Raw genomic sequence first — 24,146 nt, 5'->3', positions numbered from 1 at the left:
ATAACGCTTGAGGCGTTAGGCGCCCTACGTCTGCCTCACACATCCCCCAAAGCGGCACGCTTTATCCGCCGTATTTGCCGGCGCGTATTGACGATGACGGATAACACCCGAGGCGTCATTCGCCCTACCACGAAGGCCCTTCGCCCCGTATTCTCCATGTTCCGACAGCCGACCTCCTTCCCGATGCACGACCTGATCCCCCAGGGCGCCCGCGACCTGGACAGCCTGCTGCAGACGTTCCGGCAGATCGCCCCGCTGCTCGACGCCATGCCCGGCGTAGTGTTCTTCGTCAAGGACACCGCGGCGCGCTACGTGCTGGTCAACCAGACCCTGGCGCGGCGCTGCGGCGTGAAGGATGCCAGCGAGCTGCTCGGGCGCACCGCCGAGGAGGTCTTCCCCTCGCGCTTCGGGCCGATCTACACCGAGCAGGATCGCCGCGTGCTGGAAACCGGCGGCCAGCTGAGCGACCAGTTGGAGCTGCACCTCTACCCCGGGCGCCTGCCCGGCTGGTGCCTGACCCACAAGCTGGCGCTGCGCGATGCGAACGGCGCGGTGATCGGCATGGCGGGCATTTCCAGCGACCTGCAGGCGGCGCAGTCCACGCACCCGGCGTACCAGCGCCTGGCGGCGGTGGACGCCTACATCCGCGAGCACTACGACAAGCCGATCAACCTCGGCGAACTGACCGAGCTGGCCGGGCTGTCGGTCGCCCAGCTGGAGCGCCACTGCAAGCGCATCTTCCAGCTCACCCCGCGGCAGATGATCCACAAGGCGCGCCTCGGCGCGGCCACCCGGCTGCTGGCCGAAGACCTGCCGATCACCGAGATCGCCCTGCGCTGCGGCTATACCGACCACAGCGCCTTCAGCCGGCAGTTCCGCGCGCTCACGGGTTTGTCGCCGACGCAGTACCGCGAATCGCAAGCGGCCTCCGACTGACGAGCCGTCCGTAGGGCGCATGGCGAACCCGGCGTAGGAGCGGACTGCGTCCGCGATCGGTATGGGCCGCCAAAGAGCACTGCGGATGAATCTGCTCCTACGGCGCATAACGGTCCAGCCCCAGCCCGATGCCACTTGTAGGAGCGCGCCATGCGCGCGATCGCGGGCATGGCCCGCTCCTACAGGAACGGCGGACAGCCAGGGCTAGGCGCTCCCTCGGCCCTACGAAAGCCGGCTCCCTGTAGGAGCGAGCTTGCTCGCGAACGCTCTTCAACCCCAATCAGCAAACACCCGCCAAGTGCTCCCATAAGGGGCAGCGAAACACGCTGGTGCTTCATTCGGTAACAGCATCCGGAGCCCGCCTACGACTGTTCCGGAAGGCTTCGGATAACCAATCCCCGCAACACCGGGCTCCTGCGACCCATAGGTCACGCACCGAGGGGTTCTGGCACATGCCTTGCTCTAAGAAATATCGTATACGAAATCCATAATACAAAAACTGCTGCACAACACTGACTCAGAGAGGCCCCCATGAAATTCACCCGAATTGCTCTAGCCCTCACCGCTGTGTTCCTCGCCAGCCAGGCCCAGGCCGACAAGCTCGACGACATCATCGAATCCGGCAAACTGCGCTGCGCCGTGACGCTGGACTTCCCGCCCATGGGTTCGCGTGATGCGCAGAACAACCCGGTGGGCTTCGACGTGGACTACTGCAACGACCTGGCGAAAGTGCTGGGCGTGACCGCCGATGTCGTCGAGACGCCGTTCCCGGATCGTATCCCCGCGCTGGTTTCCGGCCGCGCCGACGTGATCGTCGCGTCCACCTCCGACACCCTGGAGCGCGCCAAGACGGTCGCCATGACCATCCCTTACTTCGCCTTCCAGATGGTGGTGCTGACCCGCGAGGACACCGGCATCACGAAATACGACGACCTCAAGGACCGCCCGGTGGGCAACACCAGCGGCACCTATGAGGCCATCGCCCTGGAGAAGGACGTGAAGAAGTGGGCTGGCAAGGGCAGCTTCCGCGCCTACCAGAGCCAGAACGACACCATCCTCGCCGTCGCCCAGGGCCACATCGACGCCACCGTGGTGACCAACACCGTCGCCGCCTCCACCCTCAAGTCCGGCAAGTACAAGGGCCTGAAGGTCGTGGGCAACGCGCCCTACGTGATCGACTACGTCTCGCTGGCCGCCGCGCGCAACGAATACGGCCTGATCCACTACCTCAACCTCTTCGTCAACCAGCAGGTCCGTACCGGTCGCTACGCCGAGCTGTACGAGAAGTGGGTCGGCGGCACCCCGGTCGATCTCACCGTTCCCCACGTGTACTACTGACGGCGGGGGCGACATGTCTTCGATGCAGGCTTCACGAGTGCGGGACTCACGCCTCACAGGGCGGGTCCTGATGGGGGGTAGCGCCGAAGGGGCGCTGCTGCCCGCCGCCACCGGGCTGAGCTTCTGGGGAGGCGTCGAGCCCTCCAGCGGCGAAATCATCGACCGTCACCACCCGTTGTCGGGCAGCTTCCTGCCCGGCCGGGTTCTGGCGATTCCCAGCGGACGCGGCTCCTGTACCGGCAGCAGCGTGATGCTGGAACTCCTGCTCAACGGCCACGCGCCGGCAGCCCTGCTGCTGGCCGAGCCGGACGAAATCCTCACCCTCGGCGTGCTGGTGGCGCAGGTGCTGTTCGGCCGCGCCATCCCGGTGCTGTGCCTGGGTCGCGAGGGCTTCGAGCAGGTGGCCGCGGGCGGCTGGGCCCGCATCGAAGACGGTCAGGTCACACTCAGCGCCGAGCGCCCTGCCGATGGCTGGCGGGGTGTGATGGCCGCCGATGCCGGCCCGTTGCCGGAAGGCCTGGCACTGACTGCCGGCGACCACTCGCTGCTCGACGGCACGCATGGCAAGGCCGCCCAGGCTGCGATGCAGATCGTCCTGCGCATGGCCGCGCTGCAAGGCGCGAAAGACCTGCTCGATGTCGCCCAGGCGCACATCGACGGCTGCATCTACACCGGCCCCGCGAGCCTGCGCTTCGCCCGCCAGCTGGCGGACTGGGGCGGCCAGGTGAAGGTGCCGACGACCCTCAACTCCATTTCCGTGGACCACCGCCGCTGGCGCGAGCTGGGCGTCGACACGGCGTTCGGCGAACCCGCCGCCGCGCTGGGCGATGCCTACATGGCGATGGGCGCGCAGCTGAGCTACACCTGCGCGCCCTACCTGCTGCACAGCAAGCCGGGCCTGGGCGAACAGGTGGTCTGGGCCGAGTCCAACGCCGTGGTGTACGCCAACAGCGTGCTCGGCGCGCGCACGCTGAAATACCCGGATTACCTCGATATCTGCATCGCCCTCACCGGCCGCGCCCCGAACGTCGGCTGCCACCGCGACGAAGGCCGGCTGGCCACGCTGCGCATCGATGTCGAGTTGCCGGCCGAACACGACGATTCGCTCTTCCCGCTGCTCGGCTACCACATCGGCGCACTGTGCGGCTCGCGCATCCCGGTGGTCGACGGCCTGCAGCCACTGGCGCCGGACAGCGACGCGCTGAAAGCCTTCGGCGCGGCCTTCGCCACCACGTCCGCCGCGCCGATGTTCCACATCGCCGGCGTCACCCCGGAAGCGCTGGACGCAGCCACTGCCCTGGGCAACAACGCGCCGCTGCAACACCTGCGCGTCACTCCGGCGGACCTCATCGCCTCCTGGCGCGAGCTGGACCACGCCAGCGAGCCGACCGTGCAGCTGGTGTCCCTGGGCAATCCGCATTTCTCCGCGACCGAGTGCGCGGAGCTGGCGAAACTCGTCGCCGGGCGCCGCAAGCATCCGGACGTCGCGCTGGTCATCACCCTGGGCCGAGCCGTGCAGGAAGAGGCCCGCGCCGCCGGTGATGTGCAGGTGCTGGAAGACTTCGGCGCGCAACTGCTCAACGACACCTGCTGGTGCATGATCGGCGAGCCGGTGATCCCGCCCGCCTGCACCACGCTGATGACCAACTCGGCGAAGTACGCCCATTACGGTCCGGGCCTGGCGGGCCGCGCGGTGCATTTCGGCAGCCTCGCCGCGTGCGTCGAGGCGGCCTGCAGCACGCGCGCCGATGGCGGCGTGCCGCGCTGGCTGAGCGAGGGGGTGCGCTGATGTTCAACTACAGCTTCCACTGGCGCTCCGCGTTCAAGGCCCTGCCGGACATGCTCGGCGGCGCCTGGGTGACCCTGGAGACGGCGGCGCTGTCGATGGTCCTGGGCGTGCTCATCGCACTGCTGCTGACCGTCATGCGGCAGATGAAGAACCCATTGCTGAAGGGCTTCGCCGATACCTGGGTATCCATCGCCCGCAACACCCCGTCGCTGTTCCAGATCTACATCCTGTACTTCGGCCTGGGCTCCTTCGGCCTGCACGTCAGCTCCTGGGTGGCGCTGCTGGCGGGGATCACCTTCAACAACGCCGGCTACCTCGCGGAGAACTTCCGCGGCGGCCTAAAGGCCGTGCCGGATACCCAGATGCGCGCCGCGCGCTCGCTGGGCATGAGCGCCTTCCAGGCGTACCGGATGATCATCGTTCCGCAGCTGTTGCGCATCGTCTATTACCCGCTGACGAACCAGATGGTCTGGGCGGTGCTGATGACCTCGCTGGGCGTGGTGGTGGGCCTGAACAACGACCTCACCGGCGTCACCCAGGACTTCAACGTGCGCACCTTCCGCACCTTCGAGTACTTCGCCCTGGCCGCGGTGCTCTATTACCTCATCGCCAAGGTCATCGTGGCGGTCGCCCGCCTGTTGAGCTGGCGGCTGTTCCGCTACTAGGAGAAGCGCGCATGTTTACCACGAGCTTCACCGCAAACGACCTGCTGTTCCTCCTGCAAGGGGCCTGGGTCACCGTCAAGCTGACCCTCGGCGCCATGCTCATCGGCACCCTCGCCGGCATCGTGCTGGGCTGGCTTCGCGCCGCCCTGCCCCGGGCGACCATGCCGGTCGGCTGGTTCCTCGACATCTTCAGAAGCGTGCCGCTGCTGATCCAGTTCGTGCTGTTCAACTCGCTGAAAAGCATCGTCGGCCTGAACTGGAGCGCCTTCACCGTCGGCTGCCTGGTGCTGGGCGTGTACGCGGCGGCGTTCTGCACCGAGATCATCCGCAGCGGCATCCTCGCCGTCGGCCCGAACATCCGCCGCGCCAGCCGCTCGCTGGGCCTGACCTACTGGCAGGACCTGCGTTACATCGTGCTGCCGCTGGCGGCGCGGGTGGCCTTCCCCGGCTGGCTGAACCTGGTGCTGGGGGTGATGAAGGACACCGCGCTGGTCATGTGGATCGGCATCGTCGAACTGCTCCGCGCCTCGCAGACCATCGTGACGCGCATCCAGGAACCCCTGCTGGTGCTGTGCATCGCCGGGGTCATCTATTACCTCATGAGTTGGGTCGTGGCGCGTCTCGGCGCCCGGCTGGAACAAAGGTGGCAGGAAAATGATTGAAATCGACAACGTGCACAAAGCCTATGGCGACCTGGAAGTGGTCAAGGGCGTGAGCCTGACCGTGAAGAAGGGCGAAGTGGTCTCGATCATCGGCGGCTCGGGGTCGGGCAAGTCCACCCTGCTGATGTGCATCAACGGCCTGGAGCCGATCCAGCGCGGCAAGATCCGCGTCGACGGCATCGAGGTCCACGCCAGGACCACCGACCTGAACAAGCTGCGGCAGAAGATCGGCATCGTCTTCCAGCAGTGGAACGCCTTCCCGCACCTCACCGTGCTGGAGAACGTCATGCTCGCCCCGCGCAAGGTCCTCGGCCTGTCCAAGGAAGAGGCCGAGGCGATGGCGGTGAAGCAGCTCAGGCACGTCGGCCTGGGCGACAAGCTCAAGGTGTTCCCGCAGAAGCTCTCCGGCGGGCAGCAGCAGCGCATGGCGATCGCCCGCGCGCTGGCCATGTCGCCGGACTACATGCTGTTCGACGAAGCCACCTCGGCGCTCGACCCGCAGCTGGTGGGCGAGGTGCTCGACACCATGCGCCTGCTCGCCGAAGAGGGCATGACCATGGTCCTGGTGACCCACGAGATCCGCTTCGCCCGCGACGTGTCCGACCGCGTGGCGTTCTTCCGCGAAGGGTTGGTGCACGAGATCGGCACGCCGGAGCAGGTGATCGGCAACCCGCAGCGGGCGGAGACGGCGGAGTTCCTTCGCTCGGTGAACTGACAGACAAGAGCCCCTCTCCCTAACCCTCTCCCGCACGCGGGAGAGGGGATGGAGCGGTGCAGGATGAAACCACAGCGTCAGCCGGCACGACCTGCCCCCTCTCCCTCTGGGAGAGGGCTGGGGTGAGGGAAGGCAGGCGGCACAGATCGAGGAGACAGCAATGCGTTCAAGCAAGATCATCCACGTCGTCAGCTGCCACGCCGAGGGCGAGGTCGGCGACGTCATCGTCGGCGGCGTCGCCCCGCCGCCGGGCGACACCGTGTGGGCGCAGTCGCGCTTCATCGCCAGCGACAACGTGCTGCGCAACTTCGTCCTCAACGAACCGCGCGGCGGCGTGTTCCGCCACGTGAACCTGCTGGTGCCGCCCAAGGACCCGCGCGCGCAGATGGCGTGGATCATCATGGAGCCGGCCGACGTGCCGCCCATGTCCGGCTCCAACTCGCTGTGCGTCAGCACCGTGCTGCTGGACAGCGGCATCCTGCCGATGCAGGAACCGCAGACCCGCCTGACCCTGGAAGCGCCGGGCGGGCTGATCGAAGTCGTGGCCGACTGCAAGGACGGCAAGGTGCAGCGCGTGGAAGTGCGCAACCTGCCCTCCTTCGCCGACAAGCTCGACGCCTGGATCGAGGTGGAGGGCCTGGGTTCGTTGCAGGTGGATACCGCCTATGGCGGCGACAGCTTCGTGCTCGCTGACGCCCACGCGCTGGGCTTCACCCTGCACGCCTCGGAGGCTGCCGACCTGGTCGCCACGGGACTTAAGATCACCCAGGCGGCGAACCAGCAGCTGGGCTTCCGCCACCCGGAAAACCACGACTGGGCACACATCTCCTTCTGCCAGCTGACCGCGCCGGTGGAGCGCATCGACGGCGTGCTGCACGGCCGCAACGCGGTGGTCATCCGCCCCGGCAAGATCGACCGTTCGCCCTGCGGCACCGGCTGTTCGGCGCGCATGGCAGTCCTGCACACCAAGGGCCAGCTGAAGGACGGCGAACGCTTCGTCGGCCACTCGATCATCAATTCCCAGTTCCACTGCCGCATCGACGGGCTCACCCACGTCGGCGACAAGGCGGCGATCCACCCGTGCATCTCCGGTCGGGCCTGGATCACCGGCACCCACCAGCACCTGCTCGACCCGAGCGATCCGTGGCCCGAAGGCTACCGGCTCTCGGATACCTGGCCGAACGGTTACTGACTTCCCCCTGCAACCCTGATTCGCCGCGTAGCGGCCCCCGACGACGAAACTTCCTTACGAAGCTTCGTATACGAAATACGACAATGGAGACAACCATGAGCAAGAAGGTCAATTGGAGTGGCGTTTTCCCCGCGGTGACCACCCAGTTCAACGACGATTTCTCGGTCAACCTGGAAGCGACCCACCAGGTGATTTCCAACCTGGTGCGCGACGGCGTCTCGGGCCTGGTGGTGTGCGGCAGCGTCGGCGAGAACACCTCGCTGTCCATCGAGGAGAAGATGGCCGTCACCGAAGTCGCCAAGGACGCTTCCGGCGGCCGCGTGCCGGTGATCTGCGGCATTGCCGAGTTCACCAGCCACGGCGCCTCCCAGGTGGCCAAGGCGGTGCAGAAGGTCGGCGTCGACGGCATCATGGTGATGCCCGCGCTGGTCTACTCCTCCAAGCCCCACGAAACCGCCGCGCACTTCCGCAGCGTGGCCACCAGCACCGACCTGCCGGTGATGGTCTACAACAACCCGCCGATCTACAAGAACGACGTCACCCCGGACATCCTCATCTCCCTGGCCGACTGCGAGAACATCGTCTGCTTCAAGGACAGCTCCGGCGACACCCGCCGCTTCATCGACGTACGCAACGAAGTGGGCGACCGCTTCATCCTCTTCGCCGGCCTCGACGACGTGGTCCTGGAAAGCATCGCGGTGGGCGCCGAAGGCTGGATTTCCGGCATGTCCAACGTCTTCCCGCAGGAAGGCGAGACCATCTTCCGCCTGTGCAAGGCCGGCCGCTTCGCCGAAGCCATGCCGATCTACGAATGGCTGATGCCGATCCTCCACCTCGACGCCCGCCCGGACCTGGTGCAGTGCATCAAGCTCTGCGAAGAGATCGCCGGCCGCGGCACCGCCCTCACCCGCCCGCCGCGCCTGGCGCTGCAGGGGGCTGATCGAGAGCACGTGGAGACGATCATGGCCAAGGCCCTGGCCAATCGGCCGAAGCTGCCGGAGGTGGGGCTTTGAGTCGCCGCCCGTGAGAGGAGCGAACGTCCGTGCGAGGCGAAGCTTCATGACTCGCCTACGCGCTCGTCGCCCTCTCCCTAACCCCGGCTACGCGCCCCGCTCCGAAGGGAGAGGGGACGGGTTCGGCGTGAAGAGGCAACGCGTACTCCACCTGATGCCACCGATGAAGGAGAGCACAGCCGTCCGAGCCACTCGAACACGTCTTTTCCCTTCAAAAAGAGAGGACTGGTTCGGCGTCACGGGAAACAACGTGCTCAGCCTGCCACCCAGGCATCAGGAGAGCACGGCAGCCCGCGCCACTCGGACACTCCCTCTCCCTTCAGGGAGAGGGCTGGGGAGAGGGGCTCTTCGCCGCACCGACATCCAGCACCAGAGAACCCGCCCATGACCATCGCCCAGAACTTCATCGCCGGCCAGCGCGTCGGCTCCGGCACCGTCCGCCTGCAGAGCCTCGACGCCAGCACCGGCGACGCCCTGCCCCGTGAATTCCTCCAGGCCACCGACGCCGAAGTGGACGCCGCCGCGCGCGCCGCCGAAGCCGCCTTCCCGGCCTACAACGCGCTGTCGCCGGAGCGCCGCGCGCAGTTCCTCGACGCCATCGCCGGCGAACTCGAACGCCTCGGTGACGACTTCATCGCCACCGTCTGCCGCGAGACCGCCCTGCCCGCCGCGCGCATCCAGGGCGAGCGCGGTCGCACTGCCAACCAGATGCGCCTGTTCGCCAGAGTCCTGCGCCGGGGCGACTTCCTCGGCGCGCGCATCGACCGCGCGCTGCCCGAGCGCCAACCATTGCCCCGCCCGGACCTGCGCCAGTACCGCACCGGCGTCGGCCCGGTGGCCGTGTTCGGCGCCAGCAACTTCCCGCTGGCCTTCTCCACCGCCGGCGGCGACACCGCCGCCGCGCTGGCCGCCGGCTGCCCGGTGGTGGTCAAGGCCCACAGCGGCCACATGGCCACCGCCGAACTCGTCGGCGAGGCGATCATTCGCGCGGCCGAGTCCACCGGCATGCCGGCCGGGGTGTTCAACATGATCTACGGCGCCGGCGTCGGCGAGCCGCTGGTCAAGCACCCGGCGATCCAGGCGGTCGGCTTCACCGGCTCGCTCAAGGGCGGCCGTGCGCTGTGCGATATCGCCGCCGCACGCCCGCAGCCGATCCCGGTATTCGCCGAGATGAGCAGCATCAACCCGGTACTGGTACTGCCCGCCGCCCTGCACGCCCGCGGCGAGACGATCGCCCGCGAGCTGGTGGACTCCGTGGTCCTGGGCTGCGGCCAGTTCTGTACCAACCCCGGCCTGGTGATCGGCATCGCTTCGCCGGCGTTCAGCCTGTTCGTCGCCAACCTGATCGCCGAGATCGGCCAGCGCCCGGCGCAGACCATGCTCAACGCCGGCACCCTGAGGAGCTACGAAAAAGGCGTCGCACGCCTGCTCGCGCATCCCGCCGTACGCCACCTTGCCGGCCAGGCGCAGGAAGGTAGCCAGGCGCTGCCGCAGCTGTTCCAGGCCAACGCCCGCCTGCTGCTGGAGGGCGAGGAGCTGCTGCAGGAAGAAGTCTTCGGGCCGACCACTATCGTCGTCGAAGTGGCCGACGACGCCGAGCTGCGGCGCGCCCTGGACGGCCTGCACGGCCAGCTCACCGCCACACTGATCGCCGAGCCCGACGACCTGTCGCGCTTCGCCGCGCTGGTGCCGGTGCTGGAGCGCAAGGCCGGGCGCCTGCTGGCCAACGGCTACCCGACCGGCGTGGAAGTCTGCGATGCCATGGTCCACGGCGGCCCCTATCCGGCCACCTCGGATGCGCGCGGCACCTCGGTGGGCAGCCTGGCCATCGACCGCTTCCTGCGCCCGGTGTGCTACCAGAACTACCCCGACGCCCTGCTGCCCGAGGCGCTGAAGGACGCCAACCCGCTGGGTATCGCGCGTCTGGTGGATGGCGAGACGACGCGCAACGCGCTGACCCGCTGAGGGTTCGTCGGCGCGGGGCTGCACTGTCGGCCAGCCCCACGCCGCTGCTCCGCCCCGGCTTCGTGCCGGGGCTTTTTTATGCGCCGCGTTTGCTCTTCGTAGGAGCGAGCTTGCTCGCGAACCGCCCAAGTAGCGGAGCCAAGCTGTTCGCGAGCAAGCTCGCTCCTACAAGGGCGTCGCGCTATTCCAGCAGCCTGCGCAGGTCGGCATGCAACGAATCGCTGATCTCCACGCCTTCGGCGAGGCTGCGCCGGCGGGCCGCGAAGCGCCGCTGGGAGGGCAGGCGCGCGCCCATGTCGACAATGGATTCGAACAGCGTCTCGGCGCGCGCCAGGTGCTGCGCCGCGTCCGCCCCCAGGAAGCGAGCCGGGTCGAGCGCGAGCAGCATCTCCCCGTGGTAGGGCGAGGACTTGGTCCCCTCGTCGAACACCGACGACTCGGCACTGGTCAGGTCGCCGATCAGGGGGCCGGCGATCAACTCCACCATGGTCGCCAGCGCCGAGCCCTTGTGCCCGCCGAAGGTCAGCATGGCGCCGTCGAGTACGGCGCTCGGGTCGGTGCTGGGGTTGCCCTGGGCGTCGATGCCCCAGCCCAGCGGAATCGCCTTGCCCTCGCGCTCGTGCAGCTGGATTTCCCCGCGCGCCACCACCGTGGTGGCGAAGTCGAACACATAAGGATCCTTGCCCTCACGCGGCCAGCCGAAGGCGATGGGGTTGGTGCCGAACAAGGGCCGGATGCCGCCGGCCGGCGCCACGTAGGCCTGGGCCGGGGTGACCGCCAGCGCCACCAGGCCCTGGGCGGTGATCCGCTCGATCTCCACCCACAGCGCCGAAAAATGCACGCAATGGTTGATCGCCAGTGCCGCCAGGCCCTGGCTGCGTGCCTTCGCCACCAGTGCCGGCAGGCCCAGGTCGAAGGCGCACTGGGAAAAGCCGCCCCGGGCATCCACCCGCACGATGGCCGGCGCCGGCTCTGACAATTCCGGCACGGCGTCGCGAACCACCTTGCCGGCGCGCACCGTGTGGATGCAGCCCAGCAGCCGCCACACGCCGTGGGACGTACAGCCATCGCGCTCGCCGGCCAGCACGGTGTCGGTCACCGCCTGCACGTGGGGTTCGCTGAAGCCGTGGTGGCGCAGGATCGCCACCGACAGTTCGCGCAGTTCATCCAGGCTCAGTCGGGCCACGCCATTCTCCTCAGGTCGCTGCGAATGCCTGCGGCAAACCGCCGCCGGTCGGTAGTGCCGTCTACCATGGCGTCTCGCGCCGGCGACCGCTTGCGCGCAATCGCCAGTGCCGACGACGATTTCGGCACAGCCCGTGGGCCATTTCCCGACTATCCGGTCGTCCGAAGGATTGGCCCTACGTTGCTTGGGCCATTCCAGCGCATCAGGTAAACTTCCGCATCTTTGCCTTCTCATAACGATCAGCCTGATGCCCACGACGTTTCACGAGATTCCCCGCGAGCGCCCTGCCACGCCCCTGCTCGACCGCGCCAGCACGCCGGTCGAGCTGCGTCGCCTGGGCGAAGCGGAGCTGCTGACCCTCGCTGACGAACTGCGCCAGTACCTGCTGTACAGCGTCGGCCAGACCGGCGGCCACTTCGGTGCAGGCCTGGGCGTGATCGAACTGACGGTCGCCCTGCACTACGTCTTCGATACCCCGGACGACCGTCTGGTGTGGGACGTGGGCCACCAGGCCTACCCGCACAAGATCCTCACCGGCCGCCGCGAGCGCATGGCCAGCCTGCGCCAGAAGGACGGCCTGGCCGCCTTCCCGCGCCGCTCCGAAAGCGAGTACGACACCTTTGGCGTCGGTCACTCCAGCACCTCCATCAGCGCCGCCCTGGGGATGGCCATCGCCGCCCGCATGCAGGGCTCCAGCCGCAAGTCGGTGGCGGTGATCGGCGACGGCGCACTGACCGCCGGCATGGCCTTCGAGGCGCTCAACCACGCGTCGGAGGTCAAGGCCGACATGCTGGTGATCCTCAACGACAACGACATGTCGATCTCCAACAACGTCGGCGGCCTGTCCAACTACCTGGCCAAGATCCTCTCCAGCCGCACCTACAGCAGCATGCGCGAAGGCAGCAAGAAGGTGCTCTCGCGCCTGCCCGGCGCCTGGGAGATCGCCCGCCGCACCGAGGAATACGCCAAGGGCATGCTGGTCCCCGGCACGCTCTTCGAGGAGCTGGGCTGGAACTACATCGGCCCCATCGACGGTCACGACCTGCCGACCCTCATCGCCACCCTGCGCAACATGCGCGACCTCAAGGGCCCGCAGTTCCTCCACGTGGTGACCAAGAAGGGCAAGGGCTTCGCCCCGGCGGAAATCGACCCCATCGGCTACCACGCCATCACCAAGCTCGAACCCGAGGGCGCGCCGGCCCACGCCGTGCCGAAGAAGGCCGGCGGGCCGAAGTACTCCAGCGTGTTCGGCCAGTGGCTGTGCGACATGGCCGCGCAAGACCCGCGCCTGGTCGGCATCACCCCGGCGATGAAGGAAGGCTCCGACCTGGTCGCCTTCGCCGACAAGTTCCCGGACCGCTACTTCGATGTCGCCATCGCCGAGCAGCACGCCGTGACCCTGGCGGCCGGCATGGCCTGCGATGGCGCCAAGCCCGTGGTGGCGATCTACTCCACCTTCCTGCAGCGCGGCTACGACCAGCTGATCCATGACGTCGCGGTGCAGAACCTCGACGTGCTGTTCGCCATCGACCGCGCCGGCCTGGTGGGCGAAGACGGCCCGACCCACGCCGGCAGCTTCGACCTCTCCTACCTGCGCTGCATCCCCGGCATGCTGGTGATGACCCCCAGCGACGAGAACGAACTGCGCAAGCTGCTCACCACCGGCCATCACTTCGAAGGCCCGGCGGCGGTGCGCTACCCGCGCGGCACCGGCCCCAACGCCACCATCGAGGCGGCGCTGGAACCGGTCGAGATCGGCAAGGGCGTGCTGCGCCGCGAAGGCAAGGCCGGCAAGGTCGCCTTCCTGGTGTTCGGCGTGCAGCTGGCCGACGCGCTGAAAGTCGCCGAGCAGTTCGACGCGACGGTCGCCGACATGCGCTTCGTCAAGCCGCTGGACGAGGACCTGGTGCGCCAGCTGGCCGCCAGCCACGAGCTGCTGGTGACCGTCGAGGAGAACGCGGTGATGGGTGGCGCCGGCGCCGCCGTCAGCGAATTCCTCGCCCGCGAGAACCTCCAGCAGCCGATCCTGCACCTGGGCCTGCCGGACTACTACGTCGAGCACGCCAAGCCGGCGCAGATGCTCGCCGAGTGCGGGCTGGACGCCGCCGGCATCGAAGCGGCGGTGAAGGCACGGCTGGAGGCGCTGGGCAAGCGCTGAGACCGATCGGCGCATCCCTCCTCCGGAGTATTGCCAGTGACGGGCGCACCGACTAAGGTGCGCCCGTTTTCGTTCGAGGTAACGGGAAGCAGGTGAGAGACCTGCGCTGCCCCCGCAACGGTAACCGACGCGCCCCTCGCGGAGCGCAGCATCGCCATGAGCCACTGCACGATTGCGGGAAGGCGGCGATGTGACGTCGGCAGCCCGGAGACCGCCCTCGACACGCCCCGACAGGTGTTGCGGAGGGCCGCACCGTCAAGTGCGGCCCGCCGCCCTTGCCACGCCCTCCTCGAAAGTCATCCGACCGCTTTTGAGGACGCTCCATGAAACTGACCCGACTCGCCCTGGCCACCAGCCTGCTGCCCGGCATGGCCTTCGCCGCTGGCGACATCTACACGCTCTCCGACCAGGTGATCACCTCCGCCCGCCAGGCCCAGCCGCGCGCCGAAGCCACCTCGGCCAACAGCGTGTTCACCCGCGCCGACATCGAACGCCTGCAGGTGCGCAGCGTCCCCGCCCTGCTCGCCCGCGTGCCCGGCGTGCAGATGGGCAGCTCCGGCGGCGTGGTCTCCTACTCCGTGCGCGGCGCCAGCACCGCGCAGACCCTGGTGCTGGTGGACGGCCAGCGCATCGCCTCGGCCAGCAGCGGCATCGCCCGCCTGGACTACCTGAGCATCGACAGCATCGAGCGCGTCGAAGTGACCCGTGGCCCGCGTTCCGCGCTGTACGGCGCCGACGCCATCGGCGGGGTCATCCAGATCTTCACCCGCCGCGGCGAAGCCGGCCTGCACCCGGAAGTGCGCCTGGCCGCCGGCAGCCACGGCACCTTCGAGCGCAGCCTGAGCCTCTCCGGCGGCAACGAGCAGACCCGCTACAACCTCGGTGGCAGCCTCGACGAAAGCCAGGGCTGGGACCGCACCAGCGATAACGTCGGCGCCGACAGCGACGACGACGCCCAGCGCAACAAGGCCGTGCACCTGAACCTGGACCACCGTTTCAGCGAAGACTGGAAGGCCGGCCTGAACCTCAACGACCAGCGCGGCAAGAACGAATACGACGACGCCTACAACGTCGAACCGGGCTCACCCCGCGACGAATTCCGCGTCAGCAGCTACAGCGCCTACCTCGACGGACAGCTCACGGCGATGTGGAACAGCCGCCTGGAGCTGGGCCGCAGCTTCGACCGCAACAAGGCCGTGGGCGCCGCCGACAGCTGGAACAACGGCCTGCTGGAAACCACTCGCCACTCCGCGAGCTGGATCAACCGCCTGCAACTGGACGACGCCAACCAGCTGGCCCTGGGCACCGACTGGTACGAGGACAAGGTCGACGGCAGCACCGCTTTCGCCGACGACCAGCGCAGCAACCGCGCCTTCTTCGCCCAGCACAGCTTCAAGGGCGACAGCTTCGGCACCGAACTGGGCCTGCGCCACGACAACAACCAGGCCTATGGCAGCCAGAACAGCTGGAACGCCGCCTTCAGCCTGCCGGTGGGCGACAGCCAGACCTGGATCGCCAGCTACGGCGAAGGCTTCCGCGCGCCGACCTTCAGCGACCTCTACTACCCCGGCGCGAGCAACCCGGACCTCAAGGCCGAAACCTCGAAGACCTACGAGCTGCAATGGCGCGGGAACATCGAAGGCACGCACCTGGAGGCCTCGCTGTACCGCACCGAGATCGACGACCTGATCGCCTGGGACAGCACCCGCAACCAGCCGGAGAACATCAACAAGGCGCGCATCGACGGCTTCGAGGCCAGCGTCGCCCGCGACGTCCTGGGCTGGCAGGCCGCCCTCGGCCTGAGCCTGATCGATCCGCGCGACCGCGACACCGGCCACACCCTGCCCTACCGCGCGCGGCGCACCCTGAGCCTGGACCTGGACCGCCAGTTCGGCGCCTTCGGCGTCGGCGGCACCTGGCGCGCGGTCAGCCAGCGCTACGACGATGCGGCCAATACCCGCGAGCTGTCCGGCTACGGCGTACTCGACCTGCGCACCAGCTGGCTGGCCAGCAACGAGATCCGCTTCGACCTGAAGCTGGATAACGCCCTGGACCGCGACTACACCCTGGGCGACTACCTGCGCCCGACCAGTGCCGACTACAGTACCAGCGAAGCCCGCCCCTACCGCGAGCCCGGCCGTACCGCCCTGCTGGCGGTGACCTGGACGCCGGAGCTGTAAGGCCCACGCCAGGCCTGCGACGGGCACGCCGAAACCCGGCACGCGCGTAGGAGCGGATTTATCCGCGATGTCCCGTGAGCAGATGATGATCGCGGACGAAGTCCGCTCCTACGCAACGCCCACCCCGTGTAGGAGCGGGCCACGCCCGCGATCGCGCCCATGGGGCGCTCTTACACGGCGTCCGGAGCCGTTCGCGAGCAAGCTCGTCCCTACGAAGAATCGCGCGGCCAGTGCCGGACTGTAGGAGCGAGCTTGCTCGCGAACCCGCACGGCACGGCAGCGGCCTCAGAGCACTCCCGCCAGCCGCCCCAGCTCCGCGCAATCGCGCGCGTGCCAGTCGGTCAGCTCCGGCCAGGGGTTCTCCTGCAGATGGTCCGCCAGGTTCACCAGCGCGCTGTGCGCCCCCGCGGCACGGGCGCACTCGAGGTCGAAACGGTAATCGCCCACCATCAGCATCCGCTGCGGCGCCACGTCCCAGCGCGCGGCCAGGCGTAGCAGGCCGTCCGGGCTGGGCTTGGGATCAGCCTCGCCACGGCCGAGGACGTCCTCGGTGCGGAAGCAATCATCGATGCCAATCGCCGCCAGCGTGATCAACGCCAGCTCATGGGCATTGCGGGTGAGGATGCCCAGCCGGTAGCCGGCGCCGTGCAGCGCGCGCACCAGCGCCACGGCGCCCGGCGCGGCGGTGGAGGCCACCGCCAGCTCGCGTTCGTGCTCCAGCAGCCAGGCATGCTTGGCCGCCGCCTCGTCTTCCGGCAGCGCGGCCAGGTGGCTGAGGATGTCGTGCTCCTGGGGGATCCCCAGGGCCCGCTTGATCGCCGGGAAGTCGTGCACCGCCAGGGTCAGGGTGCCGTCCATGTCGAACACCCAATGACGGATCTCGCCCAGGCTCATGGCGGGTGTCATGCCCAGTCCTCGCGGCGGCGGATCAGGCCTTCCTGGGTCGAGGAAGCGACCAGCTGGCCGTCACGGTTGAAGATGCTGCCGCGCACGAAGCCGCGGCCGTTGCCGGCCCACGGGCTGTCGATGGCGTAGAGCAGCCACTCGTCCGCGCGCAGGTCGCGGTGGAACCACACGGAATGGTCGATGGTGGCGACCTGCATGTCCTTCTGCCACACCGAGCGGCCGTGGGGCAGCAGCGAGGTAGTGAGGAAGCCGAAGTCCGAGGCGTAGGCGAGGATGTACTTGTGCAGCGCCGGGATGTCCGGCAGCTTGCCGTCGGCGCGCAGCCAGAGGTACTTGATCGGCTCGCCGACGGTGGGTTCGTAGGGGTCGTTCTGGGTGACCGGGCGAATCTCGATGGGCTTGGGATAGAGCAGCTTGTCGCGGATGCGCTCGGGGAATTTCTCCGCGCCGGCCTTCTTCAGTTCGAGGTCGGTGGGCAGGTTTTCCGGGCCGACCACGTCGGGCATGGCGATCTGGTGCTCGAAGCCTTCCTCGTCGGTCTGGAAGGAGGTGCTCAGGGCGAAGATCGGCTGGCCCTTCTGGATCGCGGTGACGCGGCGGGTGCTGAAGGTGCCGCCATCGCGCACGCGGTCGACCTGGTAGACGACAGGCTTGCTGGCGTCGCCCGGGCGCAGGAAGTAGCCGTGCATCGAGTGCACGTGGCGCTCCGGGTCCACCGTCTGGCTGGCCGCCGACAGCGCCTGGCCGAGCACCTGCCCGCCGTACAGCTGGCGGAACCCGAGGTCCTGGCTCATGCCGCGGAACAGGTTCTCTTCGATCTGTTCCAGGCTCAGCAGAGCCACCAGGTTGTCCAGGATCTGGGTCATGCGCGTTGTTTCCTCAATTGCGGTCTTGCTGAAGTGGGAGTCGGCGTGGCGACGGATAGGCGGGAAGGCTGCTGAGGCGTTCGTCCCACACGGCGCGGCCGATGGTGAAATGATAGAGGCTGACCGGGCAGTCCGGACCGCCGCCGAGCAATTCGTCCAGTGCCGGGTCGAAATAGCAGCCGATGCCGGTGCCCGACAGACCCGCCGCTTCGGCTTCCAGGTAGAGCAGTTGGCCGACCTGCCCGGCTTCCCAGTACAGGCGCGGATAGGTCCAGGCGCCCTCGCCGAGCGCGGCGTCGAGATCGGCGAGCATGGCGAAGGCCACGCAGCCATCGCTGGCGATGTCCTGCCCGCAGGAGAGGAACGCCGAGAGCCCGCGCGCATCGCCGGCCAGCAGGCGATAGAGCGGCACGCCGCTGTCCGCCACGTGCTGCCACAGGTAGTCCTCGCGCAACCCGCCCGCCTCGCGGCCGCTGCGGCCTAGCCAGTAAAGCCCCGGCTCCAGGCCCTGGACACGGTGGACGAACAGCAGCAGATCGAGGCGCGCCGGCTCGCCGGTGCAGGCGAAGGGCACCGGCGAGTGCTGCGGCATCAGCCGGCGCAGCCAGGCGTAGAGCAACTCCGCATGAATGCCGCTGCGGCCGTCCATGGATTGCGCGCTGCGCCGGCGATGGAGAATCGGGCGCAGCGGCAGGCCGGGGTTATCCACAGCCGTCTCGGCTTTCGGTGCCGACCCGTCACGAGCCGGCAACATGGGCGCGCGGCACAGCGAGTGGACACGTTCCAGCTCCGGCCAGTGGCGATAGTCCCGCGACAGGCGATTGGGCGTGCCGGCCAGCGGCAGCTCGGCGAGGCCCTTGAGCAGCGCGTCGGGCAAGGGGAATTCATTGGGCTGCGGCGGCCCGATCCAGAGCAGCGCGTCGGCAAACTCGTGCTCGCTGAAGCCCTCCCGGTCGAGACCGACCAGCGTATCCAGTCGCGCTTCGGCCACACCCCGCAGCAGGCGCACCTCCCAACCCTGGATCGCCGCGGCGATGCCGAGGCAGGCCAGCGCGTGGCCCGCGTCGTGGTTGCAATAACGGTAGGCACGCTCGCCGTACTTCCAGGCCTCGCGCCAGGGAATGCTGGCCAGCGCCAGCAGGAAGCCGCCGGCGGGCAGTGCGTCGCGGAGCTGTTCGGCCAACGGCGCGGGCAGCTCGGCGCGCACCTCCAGCACGTGCTCGTCCGCGCTGTAGTGCGCCAGCAACGCTGCGTTATCCACAGCCCCGGCGGGCAACAGCAGGTAGGCCTCGGTGGGGTGCAGGTTGCCGCTGGAAGGGTTGACCCGCAGCGCCCAGCGACTGCCGCCGGCGTCTTTCCAGGCCGACAGCGCCAGGCTGTCGTAGAGCAGCTGCGAGACGCTGGCAAGGTTCAGCGGCGCGGGCACACCGAGCGGGCCGGCGAACACCTCGTCATACCCCGGCGATTCCTCCTGCGGCCGGTGCAGCAGCTCGATGCAGCGCGCCCCGGCATAACGGCGAAAGGCAGCCGGCTGGGTCGCCCAGTCGAGCTGGCCGGGGCCGGGAGCGAAGCGCTCCGGGCGGTGGCTGCTCAGCGCGTGATAGGCGCGCACGCCCTCGATCGGCGTCATGGCCGGCGGATCCGGTAGAGCACGTGGCGGCGCAGCGGATGACCTTGCGGCAGGCGCGGATGCTCGAAGTCGCCGGCCTCGTCACGCTGCATGCCCAGGCGCTGCATCAGCCCCTGGGACGGCAGGTTGGCCGGCACGGTGAAGGCCACCACCTCCTCCAGCTGCAACTGCTCGAAGGCAAAGGTCAGCGCCGCGCGGGCGGCCTCCAGCGCATAGCCCTGGCGCCAGTAGGCGACGTTGAAGCGCCAGCCGATTTCCACCGCCGGGGTGAACGGCGCATCGAAGGACACGCGGGCCAACCCGAGCACGCCGATGAACGCGCCGTCCTCGCGACGCTCGACCACCCACTGGCCGAAGCCGTGCTCGTCGAAATGCTGGAGGATGCGCGCGGCCAGCAGGTCGCTGTCCTCGCGGCTCAGGCAGGCGGGGAAGTGCTCCATCACCCGGGCATCGGCATTGAGCGCGGCGAAGGGCGCCAGGTCGTCATGGCGCCACGGCCGCAGCAGCAGGCGCTCGGTGGTCAGGCTGGGAAAATCCATGGGAATCTTCGTAGGTCCTCAAAGGTCACCATGATACCCGGCGACGGGCCTGTAGGAGGCAATCCGTCAGACGAGGCGCAATCGATTCAGCACAGGAGCGCCTTCATCTGGTATTTTTCGCCTACCTTCGCTGTCGGTCACTGCCTTGACCGTGCTCACGCAGACAGCCGCGCCGCCCGGGCGCACTCAAAAAAGACCAAGGAACCTCCATGACCACCTCCACCACCGGACTGCCCCGCAGTACGGCCCTGGTGCTTTTCGCTTTGGCTGTCGGCGGCTTTGCCATCGGCACCACCGAATTCGCCACCATGAGCCTGCTGCCCTACTTCGCCCCGGCGCTGGGCATCGACGCCCCCACCGCCGGCCATGTGATCAGCGCCTACGCCCTCGGCGTGGTGGTCGGTGCGCCGCTGCTGGCGGTGCTCGGCGCACGCCTGCCCAGGCGCACCCTGCTGGTGCTGCTGATGGCGCTGTTCGCCCTGGGCAACGGCCTCAGCGCCCTGGCGCCGACCTACCACTGGATGCTGCTGTTCCGCTTCATCAGCGGCCTGCCCCACGGCGCGTATTTCGGCATCGCCGCGCTGGTCGCCGCGTCCATCGTGCCGCCGCACCGGCGCACCGTGGCGGTCGGGCGGATGTTCCTCGGCCTCACCGTCGCCACCATCATCGGCGTGCCGCTGGCCAACTGGCTGAGCCAGGCGGTGGGCTGGCGCTGGAGCTTCGCCCTGGTGGCCGCGCTGGGCGTGCTGACCATGGTCTGCGTGCGCCTGCTGGCACCCCATTCGCCGGCCGAGCCGGACTCCAGCCCGCTACGCGAACTGGGTGCGCTCACCCGCGGCCAGGTCTGGCTGACCCTGGGCATCGGCGCCATCGGCTTCGGCGGCCTGTTCGCGGTGTACACCTACCTCGCGGACATCCTCGGCGCGGTGACCCACGTCTCGCCGAGCATCGTGCCGCTGGTGATGGCGGTGTTCGGCATCGGCATGACCCTGGGCAACCTGTTCATCCCGGTGCTCGCCGACCGCGCCGTGATGCCCACCGCCGGCGGCCTGCTGGTGTGGAGCGCGGTGGTGCTGGCGATCTTCCCGTTCACCGCGGGGAACATCTGGACCATCTCCCTCTGCGTGTTCTTCATCGGCTTCGGCGGGGCTCTGGGCACCGTGCTGCAGACCCGCCTGATGGACGTCGCCGAAGACGCCCAGGGCCTGGCCGCGGCGCTCAACCACTCGGCATTCAACTTCGCCAACGCCCTGGGCCCCTACCTCGGCGGCCTGGCCCTGGCGGCCGGCTATGGCTGGACCTCGCCCGGCTGGGTCGGCAGCCTGCTGGCCATCGGCGGCTTCGTGCTGTGGTCCATCTCGCTGGCCACCAGCCGCAGCGCGCGCCGCAACGCCGCCCTGTCCAACGAAGGCTGAGTCGGCGGTTACCCTGAGAACGGCCGGCGCACCGCCGGCCCTTTCGTTCATGCACGACCTCGGCGTACCCTGACCCCATGCCACTGCCCCTGGTCTACCACGACGACTACAGTCCGCCCTTCCCGGACAACCACCGCTTCCCCATGGAGAAGTTCCGCCTGCTGCGCGACCACCTGGTGGACAGCGGCCTGGTGGAGGACGCGCAACTGCTGCGCCCGGAACTCTGCCCCACGGACATCCTCGCCCTGGCCCACGACCGCGACTACATCGAGCGCTACTGCAGCGGCGAGATGAGCCGCGAGGAACTGCGTCGCCTCGGCCTGCCCTGGAGCGAAGCCCTGGCGCGGCGCACTGTGCGCGCGGTGGGCGGCTCGCTGCTGACCGCGGAGCAGGCCCTGCGGCACGGCCTGGCCTGCCACCTCGCCGGCGGCACGCACCACGCGCACCACGACCATGCCTCGGGCTTCTGCATCTTCAACGACCTGGCGGTGATCAGCCTCTACCTGCTGGAAAGCGGCAAGGCCAACCGGGTGCTGATCTTCGACTGCGACGTGCACCAGGGCGACGGCACCGCGCGCATCCTGGAGAACGTGCCGGACGCGGTGACCGTGTCACTGCATTGCGAGAAGAACTTCCCGGCGCGCAAGGCGCACAGCGACTGGGACATTCCCCTGCCGCTGCACCTGGGCGATGTGGAGTACCTGAAGGTGGTGCAGCAGGCGCTGGACTACCTGCTGCCGCTGTACCAGCCGGACATCGTGCTCTACGACGCCGGCGTGGACGTGCACAAGGACGACGCCCTGGGCTACCTGCAACTCACCGACGCAGGGCTGGCGGCGCGTGACGAGCACGTGATCCGCCGCTGCCTGGCCAGCGACATCCCGGTGGTCGGCGTGATCGGCGGCGGCTACGACAAGGACCGCCTCGCCCTGGCGCGCCGCCATGGCATCCTCCACCACAGCGCCGCGCGGGTGGCGGCGGAGTTTCAGTTGGCGCGGTAGCGCGAGTTGTTGGTATCCATGCGCGACGGCAGGCGCTGCTGTTCCCAGCGCATCATCTCGTGCTCGGAGAAGCCCAGCAGCGCGGCGGCACGGGACCGGTAGTCCGCCGCGTAGTGCTTCTCGCAGAAGCGCGTCACCTGCTCCGGCACGTGGTGCTGCAGCAGTTCCTGGGCGCGCAGCGGCCCCGCGTACTGCAGGTAGCGCGGCAGCAGGCGGCTCCAGTTGGTGAACACGTAGAGGTTGTGCAGCGCGATCTGGATCGACAGCAACTCCAGCACCCGCTGCTCGAACTTCACCTTCGAACCGGTGAGGTTCTTGTTCAGGCGCACCACCATGTGGGCCACTGCCTCGTTGAGCAGCGTGCGGATTTCCTCGCTGGGGAGGCTGCGAATGACAATATCGAGGCCATTCACCCGGACACGGGTGTCGCTGCCTTCCACCCAAAGGTGGGCCTCGTGGGAGCGCAGGTAATCACGGACTTTCATCGACAGTTGGACCGGAGTTGCAAGAGGCCCGCATGCTGATGGATTCACAAAAGCACCAACATCGGCGGAATCTCGATCCGCTGTAAGAATTATCGCATCCCCCGGCTGGCGAGGGCTTCAGACGTGGCCTGGAAAATCAGCAACCGGCGCCAGGCGCCGCTGCGCTAGAATTGCGCCCTTTCCGCACTCCTTCGCCTGGCCTTTCGCATGACCGACTCCCGCCCGCTCGCCTCCCGCACCGCCATCGTCATCGGCGGCGGCCCCGCCGGCCTGATGGCGGCCGACGTACTGGCCGGCGCCGGCGTGCAGGTGCAGCTGTTCGATGCCATGCCCTCGGTAGGGCGCAAGTTCCTGCTGGCCGGCGTGGGCGGGATGAACATCACCCATTCCGAGCCGCGCGAGCCGTTCCTCGCGCGCTACGGCCAGCGCGCGCACAGCCTCGCGCCGCTGATCGACGCCTTCGACAACCAGGCGTTGTGCGCCTGGATTCACGGCCTGGGCATCCAGACCTTCGTCGGCACCTCCGGCCGCGTGTTCCCCACCGACATGAAGGCGGCGCCGCTGCTGCGCGCCTGGCTCAAGCGCCTGCGCGAGGCCGGCGTGGTCATCCACACCCGCCACCGCTGGCAGGGCTGGGACGACCAGGGCGCGCTGCTCATCGACGGGCCGGACGGCCAGCGCCGCCTCGTCGCCGACGCCACCGTGCTGGCTCTGGGCGGTGGCAGCTGGCAGCGCCTGGGCTCGGACGGCGCCTGGGTGCCGCTGCTGGCCGAACGCGCGGTGGCTGTCTCGCCGCTGCGCCCGGCCAACTGCGGCTTCGAGGTGGCGGGTTGGAGCGAGTTCTTCCGCGACAAGTTCGCCGGCGCGCCGGTCAAGCCGGTGGCGCTCTCGCTGGCCGGCGGCACGCCGCGCCAGGGCGAGTTCGTCGTTACCGCCGGCGGCATCGAAGGCAGCCTGGTCTATGCGCTGTCCGCCGCCATTCGCGAACGCATCGAGCAGACCGGCAGCGCCACCGTACACCTGGATCTGCTGCCCAACCGTAGCCTTGAGCAGGTCGCCAAGGCCCTCGCCCAGCCGCGCGGCTCCAAATCCATGGCCAACCACCTGCGCGGTCGCCTGGGGCTGGACGGCGTGCGCGCCGGGCTGCTGCGCGAGTTGTCCACTGCCGCCGACTATGCCGACCCGCAGCGTCTGGCCCAGCTGATCAAGGCGTTACCGCTGACCGTGGTGCGTACCCGCCCACTGGACGAAGCCATCAGCAGCGCCGGCGGCGTGACCTTCGAGGCGCTGGACGCCCAGCTGATGCTCAAGGCCCTGCCGGGGGTGTTCTGCGCCGGCGAAATGCTCGACTGGGAAGCGCCCACCGGCGGCTACCTGCTCACCGCCTGCTTCGCCAGCGGCCGCGCCGCCGGGCTTGGCGCACTGAAGTGGCTGCAAGCGCAAAGCTGACCACTGCTCTTTATGGAACCATGGTGCTAGATTGCCGATTCCCACCCAGGAGTCGC

Annotated in this window: 20 protein-coding genes and 1 riboswitch; of the genes, 14 read left to right on the top strand and 6 right to left on the bottom strand. The window is 68.6% G+C overall.

Annotated elements, in window-relative coordinates:
• Positions 1-156: 156 nt before the first annotated feature.
• The 9 genes from N0B71_RS12430 to N0B71_RS12390 all read left to right on the top strand — a co-directional run bounded on the left by N0B71_RS12430 (position 157) and on the right by N0B71_RS12390 (position 10,275).
• On the top strand, positions 157-936 hold the full coding sequence (locus tag N0B71_RS12430; protein WP_259759171.1) for an AraC family transcriptional regulator: 780 nt from the start codon (positions 157-159) through the stop codon (positions 934-936).
• 531 nt (positions 937-1,467) lie between these two features.
• Positions 1,468-2,274: an ABC transporter substrate-binding protein gene (locus tag N0B71_RS12425; protein WP_259759170.1), complete on the top strand. Its 807-nt coding sequence runs from the start codon at positions 1,468-1,470 to the stop codon at positions 2,272-2,274.
• A 70-nt stretch (positions 2,275-2,344) separates the two neighbouring features.
• The gene (lhpI, locus tag N0B71_RS12420; protein ID WP_259759169.1) at positions 2,345-4,063 is read left to right on the top strand and encodes a cis-3-hydroxy-L-proline dehydratase; all 1,719 of its coding nucleotides are present in this window, start codon (positions 2,345-2,347) and stop codon (positions 4,061-4,063) included.
• Positions 4,063-4,728, top strand: a complete 666-nt coding sequence (locus tag N0B71_RS12415) for an amino acid ABC transporter permease (RefSeq protein WP_259759168.1) — start codon at positions 4,063-4,065, stop codon at positions 4,726-4,728. The genes lhpI and N0B71_RS12415 overlap by 1 nt, the downstream gene beginning before the upstream one ends.
• 11 nt (positions 4,729-4,739) lie before the next feature.
• Complete coding sequence (locus tag N0B71_RS12410; RefSeq protein WP_259759167.1) at positions 4,740-5,390, top strand: amino acid ABC transporter permease; 651 nt, start codon at positions 4,740-4,742, stop codon at positions 5,388-5,390.
• Entirely contained in the window at positions 5,383-6,105 is a 723-nt protein-coding gene (locus N0B71_RS12405) for an amino acid ABC transporter ATP-binding protein (protein ID WP_259759166.1), read from the top strand. Before N0B71_RS12410 ends, N0B71_RS12405 begins: the two co-directional genes overlap by 8 nt.
• Before the next feature lie 160 nt (positions 6,106-6,265).
• On the top strand, positions 6,266-7,297 hold the full coding sequence (locus N0B71_RS12400) for a trans-3-hydroxy-L-proline dehydratase (RefSeq protein WP_259759165.1): 1,032 nt from the start codon (positions 6,266-6,268) through the stop codon (positions 7,295-7,297).
• A 95-nt stretch (positions 7,298-7,392) separates the two neighbouring features.
• On the top strand, positions 7,393-8,310 hold the full coding sequence (locus N0B71_RS12395) for a dihydrodipicolinate synthase family protein (protein WP_259759164.1): 918 nt from the start codon (positions 7,393-7,395) through the stop codon (positions 8,308-8,310).
• Positions 8,311-8,694: 384 nt separating this feature from the next.
• Positions 8,695-10,275: an aldehyde dehydrogenase (NADP(+)) gene (locus tag N0B71_RS12390; protein WP_259759163.1), complete on the top strand. Its 1,581-nt coding sequence runs from the start codon at positions 8,695-8,697 to the stop codon at positions 10,273-10,275.
• 181 nt (positions 10,276-10,456) lie between these two features.
• On the opposite strand, the gene N0B71_RS12385 is transcribed toward N0B71_RS12390, so the two are convergent.
• Complete coding sequence (locus tag N0B71_RS12385; protein WP_259759162.1) at positions 10,457-11,461, bottom strand: Ldh family oxidoreductase; 1,005 nt, start codon at positions 11,459-11,461, stop codon at positions 10,457-10,459.
• A gap of 247 nt (positions 11,462-11,708) precedes the next feature.
• Between N0B71_RS12385 and dxs the strand changes: the two genes are divergently transcribed.
• Both dxs and N0B71_RS12375 read left to right on the top strand, forming a co-directional pair.
• Complete coding sequence (gene dxs / locus N0B71_RS12380) at positions 11,709-13,619, top strand: 1-deoxy-D-xylulose-5-phosphate synthase (RefSeq protein ID WP_259759161.1); 1,911 nt, start codon at positions 11,709-11,711, stop codon at positions 13,617-13,619.
• Between the two features lie 54 nt (positions 13,620-13,673).
• Positions 13,674-13,837, top strand: a riboswitch (cobalamin riboswitch).
• Positions 13,838-13,942: 105 nt separating this feature from the next.
• Positions 13,943-15,799, top strand: coding sequence for a TonB-dependent receptor domain-containing protein (locus tag N0B71_RS12375; protein ID WP_259759160.1), 1,857 nt, complete (start codon positions 13,943-13,945; stop codon positions 15,797-15,799).
• A 285-nt stretch (positions 15,800-16,084) separates the two neighbouring features.
• On the opposite strand, the gene N0B71_RS12370 is transcribed toward N0B71_RS12375, so the two are convergent.
• The 4 genes from N0B71_RS12370 to N0B71_RS12355 are packed head-to-tail and all read right to left on the bottom strand — an operon-like array spanning position 16,085 to position 19,740.
• Positions 16,085-16,693, bottom strand: coding sequence for an HAD family hydrolase (locus N0B71_RS12370; protein ID WP_259759542.1), 609 nt, complete (start codon positions 16,691-16,693; stop codon positions 16,085-16,087).
• Positions 16,694-16,701: 8 nt separating this feature from the next.
• Positions 16,702-17,571 carry an acyl-CoA thioesterase II gene (gene tesB, locus N0B71_RS12365; RefSeq protein ID WP_259759159.1) on the bottom strand — a complete coding sequence of 290 codons (870 nt, stop codon included), beginning with the start codon at positions 17,569-17,571 and terminating at the stop codon, positions 16,702-16,704.
• Between the two features lie 13 nt (positions 17,572-17,584).
• Positions 17,585-19,201, bottom strand: coding sequence for a nitroreductase family protein (locus tag N0B71_RS12360; RefSeq protein WP_259759158.1), 1,617 nt, complete (start codon positions 19,199-19,201; stop codon positions 17,585-17,587).
• The gene (locus N0B71_RS12355) at positions 19,198-19,740 is read right to left on the bottom strand and encodes a GNAT family N-acetyltransferase (RefSeq protein ID WP_259759157.1); all 543 of its coding nucleotides are present in this window, start codon (positions 19,738-19,740) and stop codon (positions 19,198-19,200) included. The genes N0B71_RS12360 and N0B71_RS12355 overlap by 4 nt, the downstream gene beginning before the upstream one ends.
• A 209-nt stretch (positions 19,741-19,949) precedes the next feature.
• Between N0B71_RS12355 and N0B71_RS12350 the strand changes: the two genes are divergently transcribed.
• Together N0B71_RS12350 and N0B71_RS12345 are read left to right on the top strand one after the other, a co-directional pair.
• A complete protein-coding gene (locus N0B71_RS12350) occupies positions 19,950-21,155 on the top strand; it encodes an MFS transporter (RefSeq protein WP_259759156.1) in 1,206 nt (401 codons plus the stop codon).
• A gap of 77 nt (positions 21,156-21,232) precedes the next feature.
• Positions 21,233-22,156, top strand: coding sequence for a histone deacetylase family protein (locus tag N0B71_RS12345; protein ID WP_259759155.1), 924 nt, complete (start codon positions 21,233-21,235; stop codon positions 22,154-22,156).
• Here the strand turns inward: N0B71_RS12345 and N0B71_RS12340 are convergent.
• A complete protein-coding gene (locus N0B71_RS12340) occupies positions 22,141-22,641 on the bottom strand; it encodes a hypothetical protein (RefSeq protein WP_259759154.1) in 501 nt (166 codons plus the stop codon). The two genes, N0B71_RS12345 and N0B71_RS12340, sit on opposite strands and share 16 nt — an antisense overlap.
• Positions 22,642-22,848: 207 nt before the next feature.
• Here N0B71_RS12340 and N0B71_RS12335 point away from each other — a divergent pair, with 207 nt between their 5' ends.
• A complete protein-coding gene (locus N0B71_RS12335; protein ID WP_259759153.1) occupies positions 22,849-24,090 on the top strand; it encodes a TIGR03862 family flavoprotein in 1,242 nt (413 codons plus the stop codon).
• The last annotated feature ends 56 nt before the right edge of the window (positions 24,091-24,146 follow it).

Source organism: Pseudomonas sp. GCEP-101, assembly GCF_025133575.1.
Lineage (GTDB): Bacteria > Pseudomonadota > Gammaproteobacteria > Pseudomonadales > Pseudomonadaceae > Pseudomonas > Pseudomonas nitroreducens_B.
This window is presented reverse-complemented; position numbering and strand designations above follow the sequence as displayed.